Raw genomic sequence first — 17,296 nt, forward strand, 5'->3', positions numbered from 1 at the left:
GGATGGCCAAGGACTACAAGGATCTCGTCGTCGGACTGGACATCGGCACCGCCAAGGTGATGGCGGTGGTGGCCGAGGTCATGCCGGGCGGTGAACTCAAGCTCGCGGGGCTGGGCGTGGCGCCTTCGAGCGGGCTCAAGCGCGGCGTGGTCGTCAACATCGACGCCACGGTGCAGAGCATCCAGCAGGCCCTGAAAGAGGCCGAGCTGATGGCCGACTGCAAGATCACCCGTGTCTACACGGGCATCACCGGCAGCCACATCCGCGGCATCAATTCCAGCGGCATGGTGGCGGTGAAGGACCGCGAGGTGACGCCGGCCGATGTCGCCCGCGTCGTCGAGACCGCGCGCGCGATCAACATCTCCACCGACCAGCGCCTGCTGCTGGTGGAGCCGCAGGAGTTCGTGATCGACGGCCAGGACGTGCGCGAGCCGATCGGCATGAGCGGCATCCGCCTGGAAGCCAAGGTGCACATCGTCACCGGCGCCCAGAGCGCCGCCGAGAACATCATCAAGTGCGTGCGCCGCTGCGGCCTGGAAGTGGAGCAGCTGCTGCTCAACCCGCTGGCGTCCAGCAGCGCCGTGCTTTCGGACGACGAGAAGGACCTGGGCGTCGCGCTGGTCGACATCGGTGCCGGCACGACCGACGTCGCGATCTTCACCGGCGGCGCGATCCGGCACACGGCGGTGATCCCCATCGCCGGCGACCTGATCACCAGCGACATCGCCATGGCGCTGCGCACCCCGACCAAGGACGCCGAGGACATCAAGGTGGAGAACGGCTGCGCCAAGCAGCTGCTGGCCGACCCCGAGACGCAGGTGGAAGTGCCGGGCCTGGGCGACCGCGGTCCGCGCATGCTCTCGCGCCAGGCCCTGGCCGGCGTGATCGAGCCGCGCATCGAGGAGATCTTCTCGCTGGTGCAGCAGGTCGTGCGCGAGTCCGGCTACGAGGAAGTGCTGTCCTCGGGCATCGTGATCACCGGCGGCAGCGCGGTGATGCCCGGCATGGTGGAACTGGGCGAGGACATCTTCCTCAAACCGGTGCGCCGCGGCGTCCCGCACTACCGCGGCGCGTTGGCGGACATGATCGCGCAGCCGCGCGCCGCCACCGTGATGGGTTTGCTGGAGGAAGCGCGGCTCGCGCGCGTGCGCGGCGCCAAGGTGGCGCAGAAGCACGGCTCGGTGAAGACCGCCTTCGGCCGGATCAAGGATTTCATCGTGGGGAACTTCTGAATGGGTCCCTACAAGTTGTGGCTGGCGCGCGGGAGTCCCCCGCGCAGAAAGGAGCGATGTCGGTGCACCGAATCACCGTTCCGGCGTTAACTCGCAATCCAACAATGAAACGTCAGTGGCAACTGCAAGTTCCAGGAGTATTCAAATGAGCATCGAAATGATCGAAGTCGAGGAGTTCCACCAGGGCACCCAGATCAAGGTGATCGGGGTGGGCGGTGGCGGCGGCAACGCAGTCGCGCACATGATCGAGCGCAACGTGCAGGGCGTGGAGTTCATCTGCGCCAACACCGACGCGCAGGCGCTGGCGCGCAGCTCCGCGCACAAGCACATCCAGCTGGGCACCAGCGGCCTGGGTGCGGGCAGCAAGCCCGACAAGGGGCGCGAGTGCGCCGAGTCCTGCGTGGAAGACATCCGCCAGGCGATCTCGGGCGCGCACATGCTGTTCATCACGGCCGGCATGGGCGGCGGCACCGGCACGGGCGCCGCGCCGGTGATCGCGCGCGTGGCCAAGGAAATGGGCATCCTGACGGTCGGCGTCGTGACCAAGCCCTTCGACTGGGAAGGCGGCCGCCGCATGACCAATGCCGACAGCGGCCTGGCGGAGCTGGAGGCCAACGTCGACTCGCTGATCGTCGTTCTCAACGAGAAGCTGCTCGACGTGCTGGGCGACGACATCACGCAGGACGAGGCCTTCGCGCACGCCAACGACGTGCTGAAGAACGCCGTCGGCGGCATCGCGGAAATCATCAACGTTCCCGGCCACGTCAACGTGGACTTCGAGGACGTGCGCACCGTGATGGGCGAGCCGGGCAAGGCGATGATGGGCACGGCCCTGGCTTCCGGCCCGGACCGCGCGCGCATCGCCGCGGAACAGGCGGTGGCCTGCCCGCTGCTCGAAGGCATCGACCTGTCCGGCGCCAAGGGCGTGCTGGTGCTGATCACCGCGGCCAAGGGCAGCCTGAAGCTGTCCGAGTCCAAGCTGGCGATGAACACGATCCGCGCCTACGCCTCGCCGGACGCGCACGTGATCTACGGCACGGCCTACGACGACGCCCTGGGCGACGACGTGCGCGTGACGGTGGTGGCCACCGGCCTGTCCCGCCACGGCCAGCAGCGCCGCACGGCGCCCCCGCTGCAGGTGCTGCGCACCGGCACCGACAACGTGCCGTTCAACGTGCCCACCATCAACAACGCGGTGGCCGGCCCGGGCGCGATCGTGACGCGCGAGATGCAGGCCACCGGCGTGCAGCAGCCGGACTACGGCGGCCTGTCGGTGCCCAGCGTCTGGCGCACCAACCGCACCCAGGCGGCGGCCAAGGTCGACGCGCTGTCCAGCGGCGGCATGGACGACTTCGAGATCCCGGCCTTCCTGCGCAAGCAGGCCGACTGAGGCGGTACGGCAACGGGCCCTGCGGGGCCCGCTGCCGCTTTTACCTGCGCTTCATCACCGCTTTACCGGCACGGCAGAGGCTGGAGAAGGAGGCGAAGAAAATGGACTGGCTCTATCGAGGGCATGCGCAAACCCAGACGGGCGCGTCCAGGGCTGCCCGTAAAATGGGCACCATGCTTCGTCAACGCACCCTCAAGACCCTGACCAAGGCGGTCGGCGTCGGCCTGCACAGCGGGCAGCGGGTGGAGTTGACCCTGCGCCCCGCGCAGCCGGACACCGGCATCGTCTTCCGCCGCGTCGACCTGGCCCAGCCCGTGGACATCCCCGTGTGCGCCGAGGCGGTCACGGACACGCGCATGGCGTCGACGATTTCCAACGGCGGCGCGAAGGTCCACACGGTCGAACACCTCATGTCGGCCTGCGCCGGCCTGGGCGTGGACAACCTCTACGTCGACATCACGGCCGAAGAAGTCCCCATCCTGGACGGCTCCTCCGCCTCCTTCGTGTTCCTGCTGCAAAGCGCGGGCATCGAGGAGCAGAACGCGCCGCGCCGCTTCATCCGTGTGCGGCGTCCGGTGGAAGTGCGCGAAGGCGAGGGCGAGAGCCTCAAGTGGGCGCGGCTCGACCCGTACCACGGCTACAAGCTGGGCTTCGAGATCGACTTCGACCACCGCGTGGTGAACTCCACCGGCCAGCGCTACGAATTCGACATGAGCTCGGGCCAGTACGCGCGCGACATCGCGCGCGCCCGCACCTTCGGCTTCACCAAGGACCTGGAGATGATGCGCGCCCGCGGCCTGGCCATGGGCGGCGGCATGGACAACGCGATCGTGGTGGACGACTACCGCGTGCTCAACGCCGAGGGCCTGCGCTACGACGACGAGTTCGTGAAGCACAAGATCCTCGACGCCATGGGCGACCTGTACCTCCTGGGCAAGCCCTTGCTGGCCGCCTACAGTGCCTTCCGTTCCGGCCACGCGCTGAACAACAGGCTCATTCGCGCGCTGCTCGCCGACCAGGACGCCTTCGAGGTCGTGAGCTTCGGCGACGAGCGCGAAGCGCCCGCCGGCTTCGCCCAGCCCGCCCCGGCCTGGTAAATGCTCCTGTTCCGCTGGGTCGTCATGCTGCTGCTGCTGGCGGCGGGCGTGAATTTCGCGTTCTACGCCGGGACGGGAAACCCGCGCTACAAGCGCGTGGGCTTGATCATCCTGAAGTGGACCCTGATCGCCGCGGTGGCGTTCTTCGGGATGCTGGTGGCGGAGCGCCTGGCGGTTTGAGCGCCCTTCCGCCGCGACCCTAGATCACCCGCCCCGTCTTGTACGCGCTGGTATTGCGCGGCGCGACATTCCCCGCCTTGCGGATCCGCTCGGTCGCGATCGCCGCGTGCGCATGGGTGATCGCCAGCCCCAGGGCATCCGCCGCATCCTTGCCCGGCAGGCCGGACAGCTTCAGCAGGCGCTTGACCATCTGCTGCACCTCCGCCTTGGAGGCCTTGCCGGTGCCCGCGACCGCCTGCTTCATCTGCATGGGCAGGTATTCCGCCACCGGCAGGGAACAGGACACCAGCGCCGTCACGCAGGCGCCACGGGCCTGGCCGAGCAGCAGCGTGGACTGCGGGTTGACGTTCACGAAGACGATCTCGATCGCGGCCGCATCGGGCCGGTAGCGCTCGCGCAGTTCGCCGATGCCGTCGAACAGGACCTTCAGGCGGGCCGGCAGGTCGCCGCGCTCCAGGTGGGTGGTGGTGATCGTGCCGCTGGCGACGTAGCGCAGTTCGTGCACGTCCGCATCGATCACGCCGAAGCCGGTGGTCTGCAGGCCGGGGTCGATGCCGAGGATGCGCATGCAGGCTATCTTAAGCGCCGAAGTACCAGCGCACCGAGTGAAAGAAGATCGGCGCCGCGAAACACAGGGCGTCGACGCGATCGAGCAGGCCGTTGGCGCCGGTGGTGGAGCGGGTGTCCCGGCCCCAGTTCGTCACGCCGCGATCGCGCTTGAGGGCCTTCATCACGAGATGGCCGAACGAGCCTGCGACGCAGGCCACCAGCGCGGCCCACAGGGCCTGCGCGGGCTTGAAGGGCGTGATGAAGGAGAGCAGGGCGCCCAGCATGCTGCCGGCCAGCACGCCCCAGCCCCAGGTGCTCCAGGCGAAGCTGCTGCTGATGCCCGGCAGGCTGGGTTCCGGACGCAGCCGGCGCGTGACCAGGTGCTGCACCAGCATGCAGGTCTGCACCACCATGACCAGGAAGAAGACCAGGAAGGCCTGCTTGCCCTCGTAGTTCTGGCGCGGGAACTGCAGCAGGAGCAGGGCGGGCACGTGGCTCATTCCATACACGCAGACCACGATGCCCCACTGCAGCTTGGCGTTGCGCTCCAGGAAGCGCTGCGGGTCGCCCGACAGCGCGCTGGCCACCGGGAGCGCGAGGAACACGTACACCGGGATGAACACGGTGAAGAAGTCGAAGTGGCGCGAGCCCACCAGCCAGAACTGGATTGGCAGCACCACGAAGAAAGCCAGCACCAGGCTGCGGTGATCCCCCCGGCGCGTGGGCGAGAGCGTGATGAACTCGCGCAGCGCGAAGAAGGCGATCAGGGCGAACAGCAAGGTCGCCCCGGTGTCGCCGCTGGCCCAGGCGAGCCAGAACAGGACCACCATGCCCCAGGAGGTGGCGAGCAGCTGGCGGAAGTCCTCCAGTTCGGCGTGCCGGGTCTCGTCGTGGGCGGTGCGGCGCTCGCGCAGCGTGAGCAGGAAGGCCGCGACGCTGGTGAGCACCAGGATCCCGAAGACGGCGACGAACAGGGTGCCGATCTGCTGCGAAGGCGTGAGGCTGCGCAGGAACTGGTTCATAGCTCGCGCAGGGCGATGACGGCCGCGCGGGCGCGGTCGAGGAAGGCACGCCGGTCTTCGCTGGGATCCAGCCGGATCGGCGCGCCGAAGGTCACGGAGCAGAGGATCGGCACGGGCACGACCTCGCCCTTGGGCATCACGCGGTGGATGTTGTCGATCCAGCTGGGCACGAGCACCACCTGCGGGAACTGCAGCGCGAGGCTGTACAGCCCGGACTTGAAGGGCTGGACCTCCTCGCCCTCGCCGCGCGTGCCTTCGGGAAACAGGATGATGGAGTCGCCGCGTTCCAGCGCCTCCTGCAGCGGCTGCAGCGGATCGCCGCCTTCCTTGCGCTCGCGGTCGACGTACACCGCGTTGAAGACGGCGGTCGTGATCCACTGGCGCAGCGGCGTCTTCATCCAGTAGTCGCGCGCGGCCACCGGCCGCGTGATGGCGCGCAGTTCGTGCGGCAGCGCGGCCCAGATCATCACCAGGTCGGCGTGGCTCTGGTGGTTGGCGAAGTAGATGCGCTGTTCCGCGAGCGGCGGGCAGCCGGTCCAGCGCCCCTGCGCGCCGGTCAGGATGCGCACCAGTTTCAGCAGGAACCAGCCGAAAGCCCGGGCCGCCCAGGGCGACAGCGCCGCCTTCAAGGCAGTTCGGCGTCGCGCATGCGGGCGACGATGGTGGAGGTGCGGCCGGCCAGGTAGCCCGAGCCGGGCAGCTTCTCGAAGCGCTTGGGCTGCGGCAGCATCACCGCCAGGCGCGCCGCCTCATAGGGCGAGAGCCGGCTCGCGGGCTTGCGGAAGTAGTGCCACGACGCGGCCTCCGCCCCGAACACGCCCTCGCCCCATTCCACGTTGTTCAGGTAGATCTCCAGGATCCGCTGCTTGGACAGCGTGTGCTCCAGCACCAGGGTGAGCACCAGTTCCTGGCCCTTGCGCAGCAGGTTGCGCTCGCCCGAGAGCAGCAGGTTCTTGGCCAGCTGCTGCGTGATGGTGGAGCCGCCGATGATCTTGGCCGGCTTGGCGCGCGACGGGGCGAACTGCGCCCGCCGGGCCGCGGCTTCCTCCGCCTTCGTGTTCTTCGCCCACGCCTTTTCCAGCGCATCCCAGTCGACGCCGTCGTGGTACGCGAAGCTGCCGTCCTCCGACGCGATGACCGCGCGCTTGAGGTTGTCCGAGATCTGCTCGTAAGGCATCCAGCGCTGCGTCCAGCGCAGGCGGTCGCGCTCGTTGGCGATGCGCCAGGCTTCCGAGCGCTGGAAGGTCGTCGATTCCGGGTCGACCACGGCCATCAGGGCGATGCGGCCTATGAAGAACAGCTGCAGGCCGACGAACGCCAGCAGCACCAGCGCAATCCAGCGGACGACGGCCTTCATCGCGCCAGCTCCCGGCGCAGTTCCTCCAGCACCTGCGCCGAAGGCGGGCGCACGCCGCGCCAGATCAGGAAGGCTTCGGCCGCCTGCTCCACCAGCATGCCCAGGCCGTCGCGGCCGGTCGCGCCATGCGCGCGCGCCCAGCGCAGGAAGCCCTCGGCGGCCGCGCCGTACATCATGTCGTAGGCCAGGGCGCCCGGTTTCAGCACGCGGGCATCCACCGGCACGGTGCCGCCGCTCAAGCTGCTGGCCGTGCCGTTGACCACCACGTCGAAGGGGCCGGCCACCTCGTCCAGGCCGCTCGCGGTGAGCGCGATCTCCAGCGACGCAGCCAGCGCCGCATGGCGCTGCACCAGGGCCTGCGCCTTGGCCACCGTGCGGTTGGCGACGACCACGCTGGCGGGCCGCGCTTGCAGCACCGGGCCGAGCACCCCCGCGCTGGCGCCGCCGGCGCCCAGGAGCAGCACGTCGCGACCGGCCAGCGGCACGCCCGCGTTGCGCTCCAGGTCCGCCACGAAGCCGATGCCGTCGGTGTTGTCGCCCAGGATGGCGCCGTCGCGGAAGCTCAGGATGTTGCAGGCCTCGGCCAGTTCGGCGCGGGCGCTGCGGCGCGTGACCAGCGAGGCGGCCTGGAACTTGAAGGGCACGGTGATGTTGCAGCCCTTGCCGCCCTCGGCGACGAAGGCGCGCACCGCCTGCGGGAATTCGTCCAGCCCGATCAGGCGCTTGCCGTAGTCCACCGCTTCGCCGGTGAGCTGGGCGAAGCGCGCGTGGATCCACGGCGACTTGCTGTGGTCCACGGGATTCCCCATGACGCAATATCGGTCCACGGCAGCGATTGTCTCAGTGGCTGGTGAGCTTGGTTTCCAGCACGTCTTCGCGCGTGAACTTGAAACGCGAGACCACCACGATCTGGTCCGCCTGCCTGCGCATGGACTTGTTGAAGCTGCCGAAAGGGCCGGCCGCGCGGGCGATGGTGGCGGCGCGGCGGTCCAGGATGCGGTTGCCGGAGGTTTCCACCACCTCCGTGTCCAGCACGCGGCCGTCGTGGTTGACCGTGACGACCATGGTCAGCTCGCCGTACAGCTTCTTGCCGGCGAGCTCGGGGAAGTGCACGGTGCCGCGCTCCTCGATCTTGCGCCGCAGCGTGTCGTAGTAGACGGCATAGACCTCCTCGCGCGTGGAAGGGCTGATGTATCGCTTCTTGGGCCGGGCGTTTTCCTCGTTGATCCGCTTCTCGATCTCCGCGAGCAGCTTCATCAGGTGCCGGCGCTTGTCCTCGCGCGCGGCCGCTTCCGGGTTGCTGCGCGCCTCCTTCGGGTCCGCCGGCGGCATGGCGGCGAGCGTGCGCTTGATCTGCGCGAGCATGAGCATCTGCTGCTCCTGCATCGCCTCGATCTTCTTGTGTTCGTCCTCGGCGGCGTCGCCGAAGCTGGTGAGCGCCGAGGGCGGCAGGGGCGAGGTGGCGCGGCCCTTGTCGGCCTCGCCGCCGCCATTGAGCGAACGCTGGGCGATCGCCTGCGCCTTGTCCACCTTCTCGCTGCTGTGGGCGTTCACCAGGATCACCTCCAGCGGGGTGTCCTGGAAGACGCGGTTGAACCCTTCGGGGTCGACGATGCGCACCGCCAGCAGGGCGGCGTGCACGAGGACGGATACGCCCACTGCGATGTGCAGGGTGCTCAGGGACTTCAGGTTCACGCTCAGGTATTCGCCGCCGCCGATGCCGCTGGGGCCTCCTCTTCGGGAGTGTCCGTGACATCCACCGCGATCGCAATCGGGCCGGCGACGCTTTCCTCGTCGGTGTCGTCCTCTGCCGACACTGCCGCTTCCGGCGCGCTGTCCAGGCGCTCCACGACGGTGCCGCTCACGTCCAGCGTGATCAGGTCGATCTCGCCCAGGCGCACCCGCACGCGGGCACCGCGGGGCAGGTCGCCCCCCAGCACCGGCAGCACCAGCGGCAGGGTGTCGGCGCGCGCCAGGCCTTCCTTGAAGACGGTCGCCTCCAGTTCGCGCACGCCCTGTTGCTGCAGGTACAGCAGGGTCCAGTAGCGCTCCATCGCCGCCTGGTGGCCGTTGTACGCGGAATAGGCCGCGTCGAAGGCGGAGATGATGGAGAACAGCTCCGCGTCCTTGGGCTTGAAGGGCGCGGCGAGCGCGGCGGTGCGGCCATGGCGGGCCGCGGCGATGATCTGCCACTGGTTCACCAGGTCCGTGTAGCGGCGCAGGGGCGAGGTGCTCCACGCGTAGGCCTTCACGCCGATGCCGGCGTGCGGCAAGGCCTTGGTTCCCATGCGCACCTTGACGCCGGGCGCGAGGCTCGCCTGGCTGCGGTAGATGCCCGGAACGCCGATCTCGGCGAGCCACTGGCCCCAGGTGCTGTTCGCCAGGATCATGGCTTCGGCCACCATCAGGTCCAGCGGGGCGCCGCGCCGGCGCACGCTGATCTCCACCGCCTCGTCGCCCTGCGGGCCCCCTTCGCCGGCCGCGGGGACGCGGAAGTTGTAATCGGGCCGGTTGAAGTTCTCCGGCTTGCCGCGCACCACCTCGCGCTGCGCCTTGAGCTGCCTGGCCAGGCGAAAAAGGAAGGACAGCTCGGCGCGGAAACGCTGCGCGGCTTCGGGCACGTCGGGGCCGGGCACGCCCGGGTCGTCCAGCCACGCTTCGGGCAGGTGCGCATCGAGCTGGTCGTGCCGCAGGTTCACCGCGATCGGCACGCGCTCCAGGCGGGTCTCGCTGGACTTCACCTCCAGGGAGGCCTCGTCGAACTGCACGTAGAGCGAAACGGCCGGGCAATCGCGGCCTTCCTGCAGCGTGTAGGCCTGCACCACGTCGTCCGGCAGCATGGTGATCTTGTGGCCCGGCATGTAGACCGTGGACAGCCGCTGGCGCGCGACCTGGTCCAGCGGCGCGCCCGCCTGGATCGCCAGGCCGGGCGCGGCGATGTGCACGCCCACGGTGACCGTGCCGGTGCCCAGGCCCTGCACGGACAGCGCGTCGTCGATTTCCGTGGTGCTGGAATCGTCGACCGAGAAGGCCTGCACGGCCGCGAGCGGGAGTTCGTCCTTGATCGCCGGGGCGCTCACCGGCGGAAAGCCGGTGCCCTTGGGGAAGTATTCCAGCAGGAAGCGCTTCCAGTGGAACTGGTAGGGCGAGGTGATCGCGCCGGCCTTCTGCAGCAGGGCGAGCGGCGCCTCGTGGGTGCTGCGCGAGGCCTCGACCACCGCCTTGTATTCGGGCGCGTTCTTGTCCGGCTTGAAGAGGATGCGGTACAGCTGCTCGCGGATCGCGGGCGGGCAACTGCCCGAGGCGAGCTCCGCGGCCCAGGCGCCGATCTGCGCCTGCAGCTGCTTCTTCTTCTCGATGCCGGCCAGCGCCTGCTGCAGGATGTCCGCGGACGCCTTGCGGAAACGCCCCTTGCCGGCGCGGCGGAAGTAGTGCGGCGCCTCGAACAGGCGCAGCAGCGCGGCGGCCTGCTGGGCGACGGTCGCCTGGGCGCTGTAGTAGTCGCGGGCGAGGTCGGCGAAGCCGAATTCCTCCTCGGGTGCGAACTCCCAGGCCAGGTCCAGGTCGATGTCGGCGGCGAGGGCCTGCGCTTCGCGCAGCATTTCCTGCGGCTGCGGCTTCTCGAACTTCAGCAGGATGTTGGCCCCCTTGGCCTTGACCCGCTTGCCGGACTCGAGCTCGACCTGGGCGGAACTGTCGGTCTCGGACAGCACCCGGCCGGCCAGGAACTTCCCGGCGTCTTCAAACAGAACGAACATTCCCGATTGTCCCATGCGGGGCAGCCCCCACCGCAGAGGCGCCGGGAACGCACAGGGCCGCACAGGGCAGGCAGGCATTCACGACAGAAAGCTCCGATTCCCCTGCGACCACCGCGCCTTCGCGGTGCAGGGCCTGTCACGCAAGCCGCAGGAACCCCAGCACTTCGTCCAGATGCGCGTCGAAGTCGGACAGCGCGTGATCGCCGCCCTCCAGCAGCTTGATCCGGGCCCCCGGGTAGCGCCCGGTCATTTCCCGCCAGTCCAGCACCTCGTCGCCCTTGGCGATCACGGCGAAATAGCGCTCCGGGTGGCGCACCGGCCCGCATTCGAGGGACCGCAGCTCCTCCATGAACTCCGGCTTCACCTCGAAGCGCTCGTTCGGGTCGTGCCAGGCCGTCTGCGGGCCGATGTAGGCCTGCAGGTCCCGCGCCGGGTCCACGGCCGGGTTCAGCAGCACGGCCCGGCAGCCGGTGCGCTCGGCCACCCAGGTCGCGTAGAAGCCCCCCAGGGACGAGCCGGCCACGGCCATGCGCTCGCGCGGCCAGTGCCGGACCGTGTCCCAGACCATGTCCATCGCCTCCCGGGGCGAGGGCGGCAGCTGGGGACACCACCATCCAACGGAGGGATGGCGCTCGGCGACGGCGGCGGCCATCCTCTGCGCCTTGAAGGAGCGGGGGGACGACCGGAAGCCGTGTAAATACAACAGGTGTGTTGCGTCCATCCACCGGATGGTAGATGGGCAACCGTTACGAATTGCAGAACCATCCGCGCTTACGCCAAACTCTTACCCCGGAGTGGAAGTTGGCAGAACAAGGAGTGGCAGGGACGGCCGCCGCGGACGCGTCGGCCGAGCTGGTCAAGACCAGCCTGGAGGTGATCCTGTCGCAGACGCGGGCAGGCGGCGTGACCGCGCTCGTCATCGGCGTGGTCCTGGGGGTCATGTTCGTTCCCGCGGCCGGCTGGCTGGTCTACACCGCCTGGTTCGTGGTGCTGCTCGCGGCGATGACGCTGCGCCAGCCTTATTTCCGTCACCTGCTGGGGCGCGACGGCCCCACGGCAGGCACCTTGCGCCGCATCGCCGTCGTGAGCGCCGCCACCAGCTGGCTGGGCAGCCTGGCCGTGCCCCTGTTCGCGCGCTTCATCGCCCAGCCGGACCTGAGCGTGCTGACCATCATCATCAGCGGCTGGCTGACGGTCGCCGTGTCCGTCCTGGCCGTGCAGCCGCGTGTCTATGCGGTCTACCTGGCCGCCAGCATGGCGACGATCTTCATCGGCTGGATCGGACACAGCACGCCGCGCGAGCTGCTGCTGATCGCGATGTCCATGGTGTTCGGCGCCCCCCTGCTCGTGCGGCTGGCGCTGATCGTGCAGTCGCAGCTGCGCGACACGGTGCACACCGCGCAACAGAACGCCAAGCTCGTGCGGCAGCTGCGCGAGGCGCTGGCCAGCCAGCAGGAGACCCAGCGCGCACGTTCGCGTTTCCTGGGCGCGGCCAGCCACGACCTGCGCCAGCCGGTGCAGGCGCTGCTGTTCCTGGCCGACATCTTCCGCCGCTCCACGGACCCGATGCGGCGCGACGCGATGGCGCAGCAGATCGTGCGCACGGGCGAATCGATCGACGGCATGTTCCGGCACCTGGTGGACTTCGCGCAGATCGACGCCGGCACCATGCGCGCCGTCGTGCAGCCCGTGCAGCTGGAGCAGCTGCTGGCCGCGGCGGTGTCCGGCTTCGCCGAGAAGTGCGCGGCGCGCGGCCTGCGCTTCCGCATGGAGCTGCCGGGCCCCTGCACCGTGTCGGCGGACCCCGTGCTGCTGGAGCGCATGCTGCGCAACTTCCTGGACAACGCGTCCAAGTACTCGCTGGTCGGCGAGATCGTGCTGAAGGTGCATATCGAGGGGCTCGACGTGGTCGTGTGCGTCTCCGACGAGGGCGTGGGCATGGAGCCGGAGGACCTGGCCCAGGCCTGCAACGCGTTCTTCCGCGGCCGCTCGGCGACGGTGGCGGAGGCCGAAGGCATCGGCCTGGGGCTGGCGATCTCGCGCCACATGGCCGACCTGATGCAGCTGCCGCTGAAGATCGAATCCGAGCCGCGCCGCGGCACCATGGTGACCATCCGCCTGCCGCTGGCGGCGCAAGACCAGCGCCAGCCGGCCGCGCTGGCCGACCAGGGCGCGGACCTGCTGCGCGGCCGCCTGGTGGCCGTCGTCGAGAACGACCGGCTGGCGCGGGACGCCTTGTGCGAGTGGCTGCTGGATGCCGGCGCTCGCGTCGCACAGGGCAGCTCGCTGGGCCAGCTGATGAAGGTGCTTGGCAGTTCCAGCGGCCCACCGGACCTCATGCTGGCCGACTACCGGCTCAGCGAGGGCACCGGGGTGGATGCGGTGGAAGCCGTGCGCGCCGCCTACGGGCCGGTGCCGGCCTGGATCGTCTCGGGCGAGCCGGACATCGCCGACCGCGGCCTGGCCTTGCCGGTGCTGCAGAAACCGATCACGCCCGAGCGGCTGCTGGCCGCGCTGCGCACCGCATTCCCGCGCTAGTAGGGCGCGCCGCTCGACGAGGCCTGCAGGTCGCGCAGGCTCAGGCCGGCGCGGGCGAGGGCGTAGACCGCTTCGGTGCGGTTGGAGACGACCAGCGCATCCAGGATGTGCGCCACATGCGACTTCACCGTCGTGTCGGACAGGCCCAGGTCGCGTGCGATCACCTTGTTCGGCTTGCCCTGCACGATCCCCAGCAGCACCTGGCGCTGGCGCTCGGTGAGGTGCGCGCCCAGGCGGCCCCAGGCATCCTGCTGCGCCCGGGTCGCGGGCGAGCCGACGCTGAGGCTGGTGGGCGGCAGGTACACCCCGCCGGACAGCACCAGCTGCAGCGCGGCGTTGAACTGGTCGGCGGGCGCCGACTTGGGCACGAAGCCGAAGGCGCCGAGGTCTATGCATTCGCGCACGACCGCCGGGTCCTCGTTGCCCGAAAGCACCAGCACCGGCACGTCGGGGCGGCGGTTGCGCACCTCGCGCACGGAGTCGAGGCCCTGGTAGCCGGGCATCTGCAGGTCCAGGATCATCAGGTCGACCGCGAGGCCCTCGTCCAGCCGCTGGAACGCGATGGCGAGGGAAGAACACTCGACGACCTCCACCCCCATGCCGGTGTTCTGCAGCGTGTACACCACGCCGCTGCGGTAGAGGGGGTGATCGTCGACGACCAGGATCTTCATGCTCGGGGCATCGTAACAGCCGGGCTCGGCGGCACCACGGCCATTGGGAGGAGCCGCGGAGGATAATTCCCCATGGCCGCCGTATTCGACAAACCCTCCTTGCGCCTGCGCATGGCCCCCATGCTGCAGGGCTTCGACGGGCCCCTTGCCTTCGCCGTCTTCCTGCTGGCCTGTGCCGGGCTGCTGACCATGTACAGCTCCGGGTTCGACCACGGAACGCGCTTCGTCGACCACGGACGCAACATGCTGCTGGCCGCCACCATCATGTTCGTGGTGGCGCAGGTGCCGCCGCAGCGCCTGATGAGCTTCGCCGTGCCCCTCTATGCCCTGGGCGTGGCGCTGCTGGTCGCGGTGGCGGTCTTCGGCATCACGAAAAAGGGCGCCAAGCGCTGGGTCAACCTGGGCGTGGTGATCCAGCCGAGCGAGATCCTGAAGATCGCCATGCCGCTCATGCTGGCCTGGTGGTTCCAGAAGCGGGAAGGCCAGTTGCGGCCGCTGGACTTCATGGTCGCCATGCTGCTGCTGGCGCTGCCCGTCGGGCTGATCATGAAGCAGCCCGACCTGGGCACCGCCGTGCTGGTCCTGACCGCGGGCCTGGCGGTGATCTTCTTCGCCGGCCTGTCCTGGAAGCTGATCATCCCGCCGCTGGTGCTGGGGCTGGTCGGCGTCACGCTGATCGTCCTGTTCGAGGGCGCGCTGTGTGCCGACGGCGTCCGCTGGCCGGTGCTGCACGACTACCAGCAGCAGCGCATCTGCACCCTGCTGGACCCGACCAAGGACCCGCTGGGCAAGGGCTTCCACATCATCCAGGGCATGATCGCCATCGGTTCGGGCGGCATCTTCGGCAAGGGCTTCATGCAGGGCACCCAGACGCACCTGGAGTTCATCCCGGAACGCACCACCGACTTCATCTTCGCCGCCTTCTCCGAGGAGTTCGGCCTGCTGGGCAACCTGTTCCTGATCGCCAGCTTCCTGTTCCTGGTGCTGCGCGGCCTGGCGATCGCGCTGGAGGCGCCGACCCTGTTCTCCCGCCTGCTCGCGGGCGCGGTCACCATGATCTTCTTCACCTACGCCTTCGTGAACATGGGCATGGTGAGCGGCATCCTGCCCGTGGTGGGCGTGCCCCTGCCTTTCATCAGCTACGGCGGCACGGCGATGGTGACGCTGGGCATGGGCCTGGGCATCCTGATGTCGATCTCCAAGTCCAAGCGCCTTGTGCAGACCTGACGGGTGCCGGCGGCCTCTCCCGGCTGGGAGAGGCCGCCTGCGGGCCGCCGTCGCATGATCACGCGGTGTCGAGGTTGGACGGGTCCCCCGCTATCCGGCAGTACGGGCGAAAGGAGGCCTTTGATGCGAGTTCTGGTGTGCGACGACCACTCCCTGTTCCGGGAGGGGCTGCGACTGTTGCTGGAGAAGCTGGATGCCAGCATGGAAGTCACCCTGACCGGCTCGGCCGAGGAAGCGGTGGACGTGACCCGGGACGGCACCTTCGACCTGATCCTGATGGACTGGCACATGGAAGGCCTGGCCGGCGCCCGCGCGCTGGAGGCGCTGCGCGAATCGGCGCCGTTGACCCGCGTGGTGGTGCTCTCGGGCGACCGCAATGCCGAACTGGTGCGCACCGCCATCGACCTGGGCGCCGCGGGCTTCATCCCCAAGGACTCGCCGCCGGCGCTGCTCATGACGGCCGTCAAGACGATCGCCGACGGCGGCGTCTACCTGCCCACCGGCAGCCTGGCGCCGATCCAGACGCGGGACGTGCGCGACGCCTTTCCCATGCTCACGGAGCGGCAGGCCGACGTGCTGCGCGCCGCGTTGCGCGGCAACTCCAACAAGCTGATCGCGCGCCAGCTGGGCATCAGCGACGGCACGGTCAAGACGCACCTGCGCGCGATCTACCAGGAACTGGGCACCCGCAACCGCACCGAGGCCGTCTACATGGCCGCGGAGCAGGGCGTGCGCATTTCCTAGTGGCTGCCCGCAAAGGTCGCAGCACGCCTCAGAGCACGTCGTAGGCCACGCACCAGCGGTCCTCGTGGCGGCTGGCGCGCAGCAGGCCGCAGCCGTTGGCGCCTTCGGCCAGCACCTGGGCCGAGACGCTGCAGTGGTAGTGCTGCCCGTCCACCGCGAATTCGAAGCTGTCCTGCAGCAGCAGGTTGGCCTCGTCCTCGTTGGCGAAGGGGTAGGGCGCGTACAGGGCCGGCGCGTGCAGCGAGGCGAAGCTCGCGTGCCGGTCGCTGCCGGGGCGCGTGACCTGCACCCGCGCGTCGCAGGCCAGGTGCGCGTCCCCCGACACGAACACGAGGTTGTGGACCTTGCGCTCGCACAGGAGCGCCAGCAGCCGGTGCAATGAGGCCGGGTACCCCGGCCAGCCATCGAGGTACAGGGGTTCGTCGATGTTCAGGCGCGTGCGCGGCAGCAGCATGGCGGCGGTGCTCACGATGTTGAGGTGGCCGCCGTCGCAGTGCCGCAGCCATTCCTCGAGAGCGTCGGTCTGTTCCTGGCCGAGCAGCAGCGCGTGCGCCACCGTGTCCTCGTCGCGCGGGTCGCGCTGCGTGCGGCTGTCCGCCAGGAACAGGCGCCAGCCGGGCCCTTGCTCCTCGGACCACACGCGGCGCTGCGCGGGTGCGCGGCGCTGGTACTTCCAGTAGGCCTGCAGCGCCGTGTCCCGCACCGCATCGGGGCCGGTCGTGGGCTCCCAGTTGTCCTGGATCTCGTGGTCGTCGGGCGTCATGCGCCGCAGGGCCAGGAAGGTCTGGGGCAGCTTCGCGAAGGGGCCGTTCTCGCGGTCGGTGAAGTCCTCGTAGGGAATGCGGTAGCGATCGTCGATGCGCGCCGGGTCGACCAGGCCGTAGGTCGCATCGGTGTAGACCTGGTCGCCGAGCAGCAGCAGGCGTTCGGGCGTCGCCGCGCCGGGTGTCTTCAGGTGCGCCGCCAGCCGGTCGAACGATCCATGCGCGACCGGGCGGTCCAGCAGTCCCGCGGGGTACTGGCAACTCGCGAAGGCGAAGCACAGCGACGCGGGCGTCGCCGCCGGCGCGGCCATGCTGCGGGCGGCCGCGAGCGGACGGGACCTGGCCGGGACGAGGTAGAGCTCGAAACGATCGCGCAGTTCGGCGCGCACCCGCTCCAGGCCTTGCCGCAGTTCCGCGCCGGCGACGGTGCAGCCGGGTGCCTGGCGCGGGCCGGGCGCGTCGGCGACTTCCAGCTGGAACCAGCTGCTGCCGGGATGGTCGGCAGGGTGGTCGTAGCGCACGATGCAGAGAAAGTGCGTGGCCGCGGGAACCGCGGGCAGCCGCAGCGGCGTCCAGGTGCGGTCGTCCACCTCCGTGAGCTCCAGCGTCTCCTCGTCGCCGATCGCCACGCGCCACTGCCCGTCGTGGCGCAGCGGCGCGAACACGGCCAGCGCCGCACCGAAGCCTTCCTCGGACTGCACGGCCCAGCCGCCCTCGGCGGTGGGGCTCAGCTCGCAGGGCGGCAGTTTCCACAGCGGTTCCATGGG

Annotated in this window: 17 protein-coding genes; 7 read left to right on the top strand and 10 right to left on the bottom strand. The window is 69.6% G+C overall.

The features are described 5' to 3' along the window. Nucleotides 1–2: 2 nt before the first annotated feature. From ftsA to AC3EGR_RS07765, 4 genes are all read left to right on the top strand, one after another. Nucleotides 3–1,232 carry a cell division protein FtsA gene (gene ftsA, locus AC3EGR_RS07750; protein WP_488545871.1) on the top strand — a complete coding sequence of 410 codons (1,230 nt, stop codon included), beginning with the start codon at nucleotides 3–5 and terminating at the stop codon, nucleotides 1,230–1,232. A gap of 145 nt (nucleotides 1,233–1,377) precedes the next feature. Next, nucleotides 1,378–2,622 (top strand): cell division protein FtsZ, encoded by a 1,245-nt coding sequence (ftsZ, locus tag AC3EGR_RS07755; protein ID WP_488545872.1) that lies wholly within the window; start codon nucleotides 1,378–1,380, stop codon nucleotides 2,620–2,622. Between the two features lie 173 nt (nucleotides 2,623–2,795). Then, the gene (gene lpxC, locus AC3EGR_RS07760; protein WP_488545873.1) at nucleotides 2,796–3,719 is read left to right on the top strand and encodes a UDP-3-O-acyl-N-acetylglucosamine deacetylase; all 924 of its coding nucleotides are present in this window, start codon (nucleotides 2,796–2,798) and stop codon (nucleotides 3,717–3,719) included. Beyond that, a complete protein-coding gene (locus AC3EGR_RS07765; RefSeq protein WP_488545874.1) occupies nucleotides 3,720–3,899 on the top strand; it encodes a hypothetical protein in 180 nt (59 codons plus the stop codon). A gap of 19 nt (nucleotides 3,900–3,918) precedes the next feature. Here AC3EGR_RS07765 and ruvC read toward each other — a convergent pair whose 3' ends face one another. The 8 genes from ruvC to AC3EGR_RS07805 all read right to left on the bottom strand — a co-directional run bounded on the left by ruvC (nucleotide 3,919) and on the right by AC3EGR_RS07805 (nucleotide 11,306). Next, nucleotides 3,919–4,467: a crossover junction endodeoxyribonuclease RuvC gene (gene ruvC, locus AC3EGR_RS07770; RefSeq protein WP_488545875.1), complete on the bottom strand. Its 549-nt coding sequence runs from the start codon at nucleotides 4,465–4,467 to the stop codon at nucleotides 3,919–3,921. A gap of 10 nt (nucleotides 4,468–4,477) precedes the next feature. After that, nucleotides 4,478–5,470, bottom strand: coding sequence for a phosphatidate cytidylyltransferase (locus AC3EGR_RS07775; RefSeq protein WP_488545876.1), 993 nt, complete (start codon nucleotides 5,468–5,470; stop codon nucleotides 4,478–4,480). Continuing rightward, on the bottom strand, nucleotides 5,467–6,099 hold the full coding sequence (locus AC3EGR_RS07780) for a lysophospholipid acyltransferase family protein (RefSeq protein WP_488545877.1): 633 nt from the start codon (nucleotides 6,097–6,099) through the stop codon (nucleotides 5,467–5,469). Before AC3EGR_RS07780 ends, AC3EGR_RS07775 begins: the two co-directional genes overlap by 4 nt. Beyond that, entirely contained in the window at nucleotides 6,096–6,827 is a 732-nt protein-coding gene (mtgA, locus tag AC3EGR_RS07785) for a monofunctional biosynthetic peptidoglycan transglycosylase (RefSeq protein WP_488545878.1), read from the bottom strand. Before mtgA ends, AC3EGR_RS07780 begins: the two co-directional genes overlap by 4 nt. Beyond that, entirely contained in the window at nucleotides 6,824–7,663 is an 840-nt protein-coding gene (gene aroE, locus AC3EGR_RS07790; RefSeq protein WP_488545969.1) for a shikimate dehydrogenase, read from the bottom strand. Before aroE ends, mtgA begins: the two co-directional genes overlap by 4 nt. A gap of 4 nt (nucleotides 7,664–7,667) precedes the next feature. Next, nucleotides 7,668–8,516 carry an energy transducer TonB gene (locus AC3EGR_RS07795; RefSeq protein ID WP_488545970.1) on the bottom strand — a complete coding sequence of 283 codons (849 nt, stop codon included), beginning with the start codon at nucleotides 8,514–8,516 and terminating at the stop codon, nucleotides 7,668–7,670. An 8-nt stretch (nucleotides 8,517–8,524) separates the two neighbouring features. Then, entirely contained in the window at nucleotides 8,525–10,585 is a 2,061-nt protein-coding gene (locus AC3EGR_RS07800) for a ribonuclease catalytic domain-containing protein (RefSeq protein ID WP_488545879.1), read from the bottom strand. 136 nt (nucleotides 10,586–10,721) lie between these two features. Then, nucleotides 10,722–11,306 (bottom strand): YqiA/YcfP family alpha/beta fold hydrolase, encoded by a 585-nt coding sequence (locus tag AC3EGR_RS07805; RefSeq protein WP_488545880.1) that lies wholly within the window; start codon nucleotides 11,304–11,306, stop codon nucleotides 10,722–10,724. A gap of 80 nt (nucleotides 11,307–11,386) precedes the next feature. Here AC3EGR_RS07805 and AC3EGR_RS07810 point away from each other — a divergent pair, with 80 nt between their 5' ends. Next, nucleotides 11,387–13,123: an ATP-binding response regulator gene (locus AC3EGR_RS07810; protein ID WP_488545881.1), complete on the top strand. Its 1,737-nt coding sequence runs from the start codon at nucleotides 11,387–11,389 to the stop codon at nucleotides 13,121–13,123. Here AC3EGR_RS07810 and AC3EGR_RS07815 read toward each other — a convergent pair. Continuing rightward, nucleotides 13,120–13,794, bottom strand: a complete 675-nt coding sequence (locus AC3EGR_RS07815; RefSeq protein WP_488545882.1) for a response regulator — start codon at nucleotides 13,792–13,794, stop codon at nucleotides 13,120–13,122. The two genes, AC3EGR_RS07810 and AC3EGR_RS07815, sit on opposite strands and share 4 nt — an antisense overlap. Nucleotides 13,795–13,866: 72 nt before the next feature. Here AC3EGR_RS07815 and rodA point away from each other — a divergent pair, with 72 nt between their 5' ends. Continuing rightward, nucleotides 13,867–15,021, top strand: a complete 1,155-nt coding sequence (gene rodA, locus AC3EGR_RS07820; RefSeq protein ID WP_488545883.1) for a rod shape-determining protein RodA — start codon at nucleotides 13,867–13,869, stop codon at nucleotides 15,019–15,021. A gap of 123 nt (nucleotides 15,022–15,144) precedes the next feature. After that, nucleotides 15,145–15,765, top strand: a complete 621-nt coding sequence (locus tag AC3EGR_RS07825) for a response regulator (RefSeq protein ID WP_488545884.1) — start codon at nucleotides 15,145–15,147, stop codon at nucleotides 15,763–15,765. A 28-nt stretch (nucleotides 15,766–15,793) separates the two neighbouring features. On the opposite strand, the gene AC3EGR_RS07830 is transcribed toward AC3EGR_RS07825, so the two are convergent. Then, a complete protein-coding gene (locus AC3EGR_RS07830) occupies nucleotides 15,794–17,293 on the bottom strand; it encodes an alkaline phosphatase D family protein (RefSeq protein ID WP_488545885.1) in 1,500 nt (499 codons plus the stop codon). Between the last annotated feature and the right edge of the window lie 3 nt (nucleotides 17,294–17,296).

It is taken from the genome of Ramlibacter sp. G4-7, from assembly GCF_057784995.1.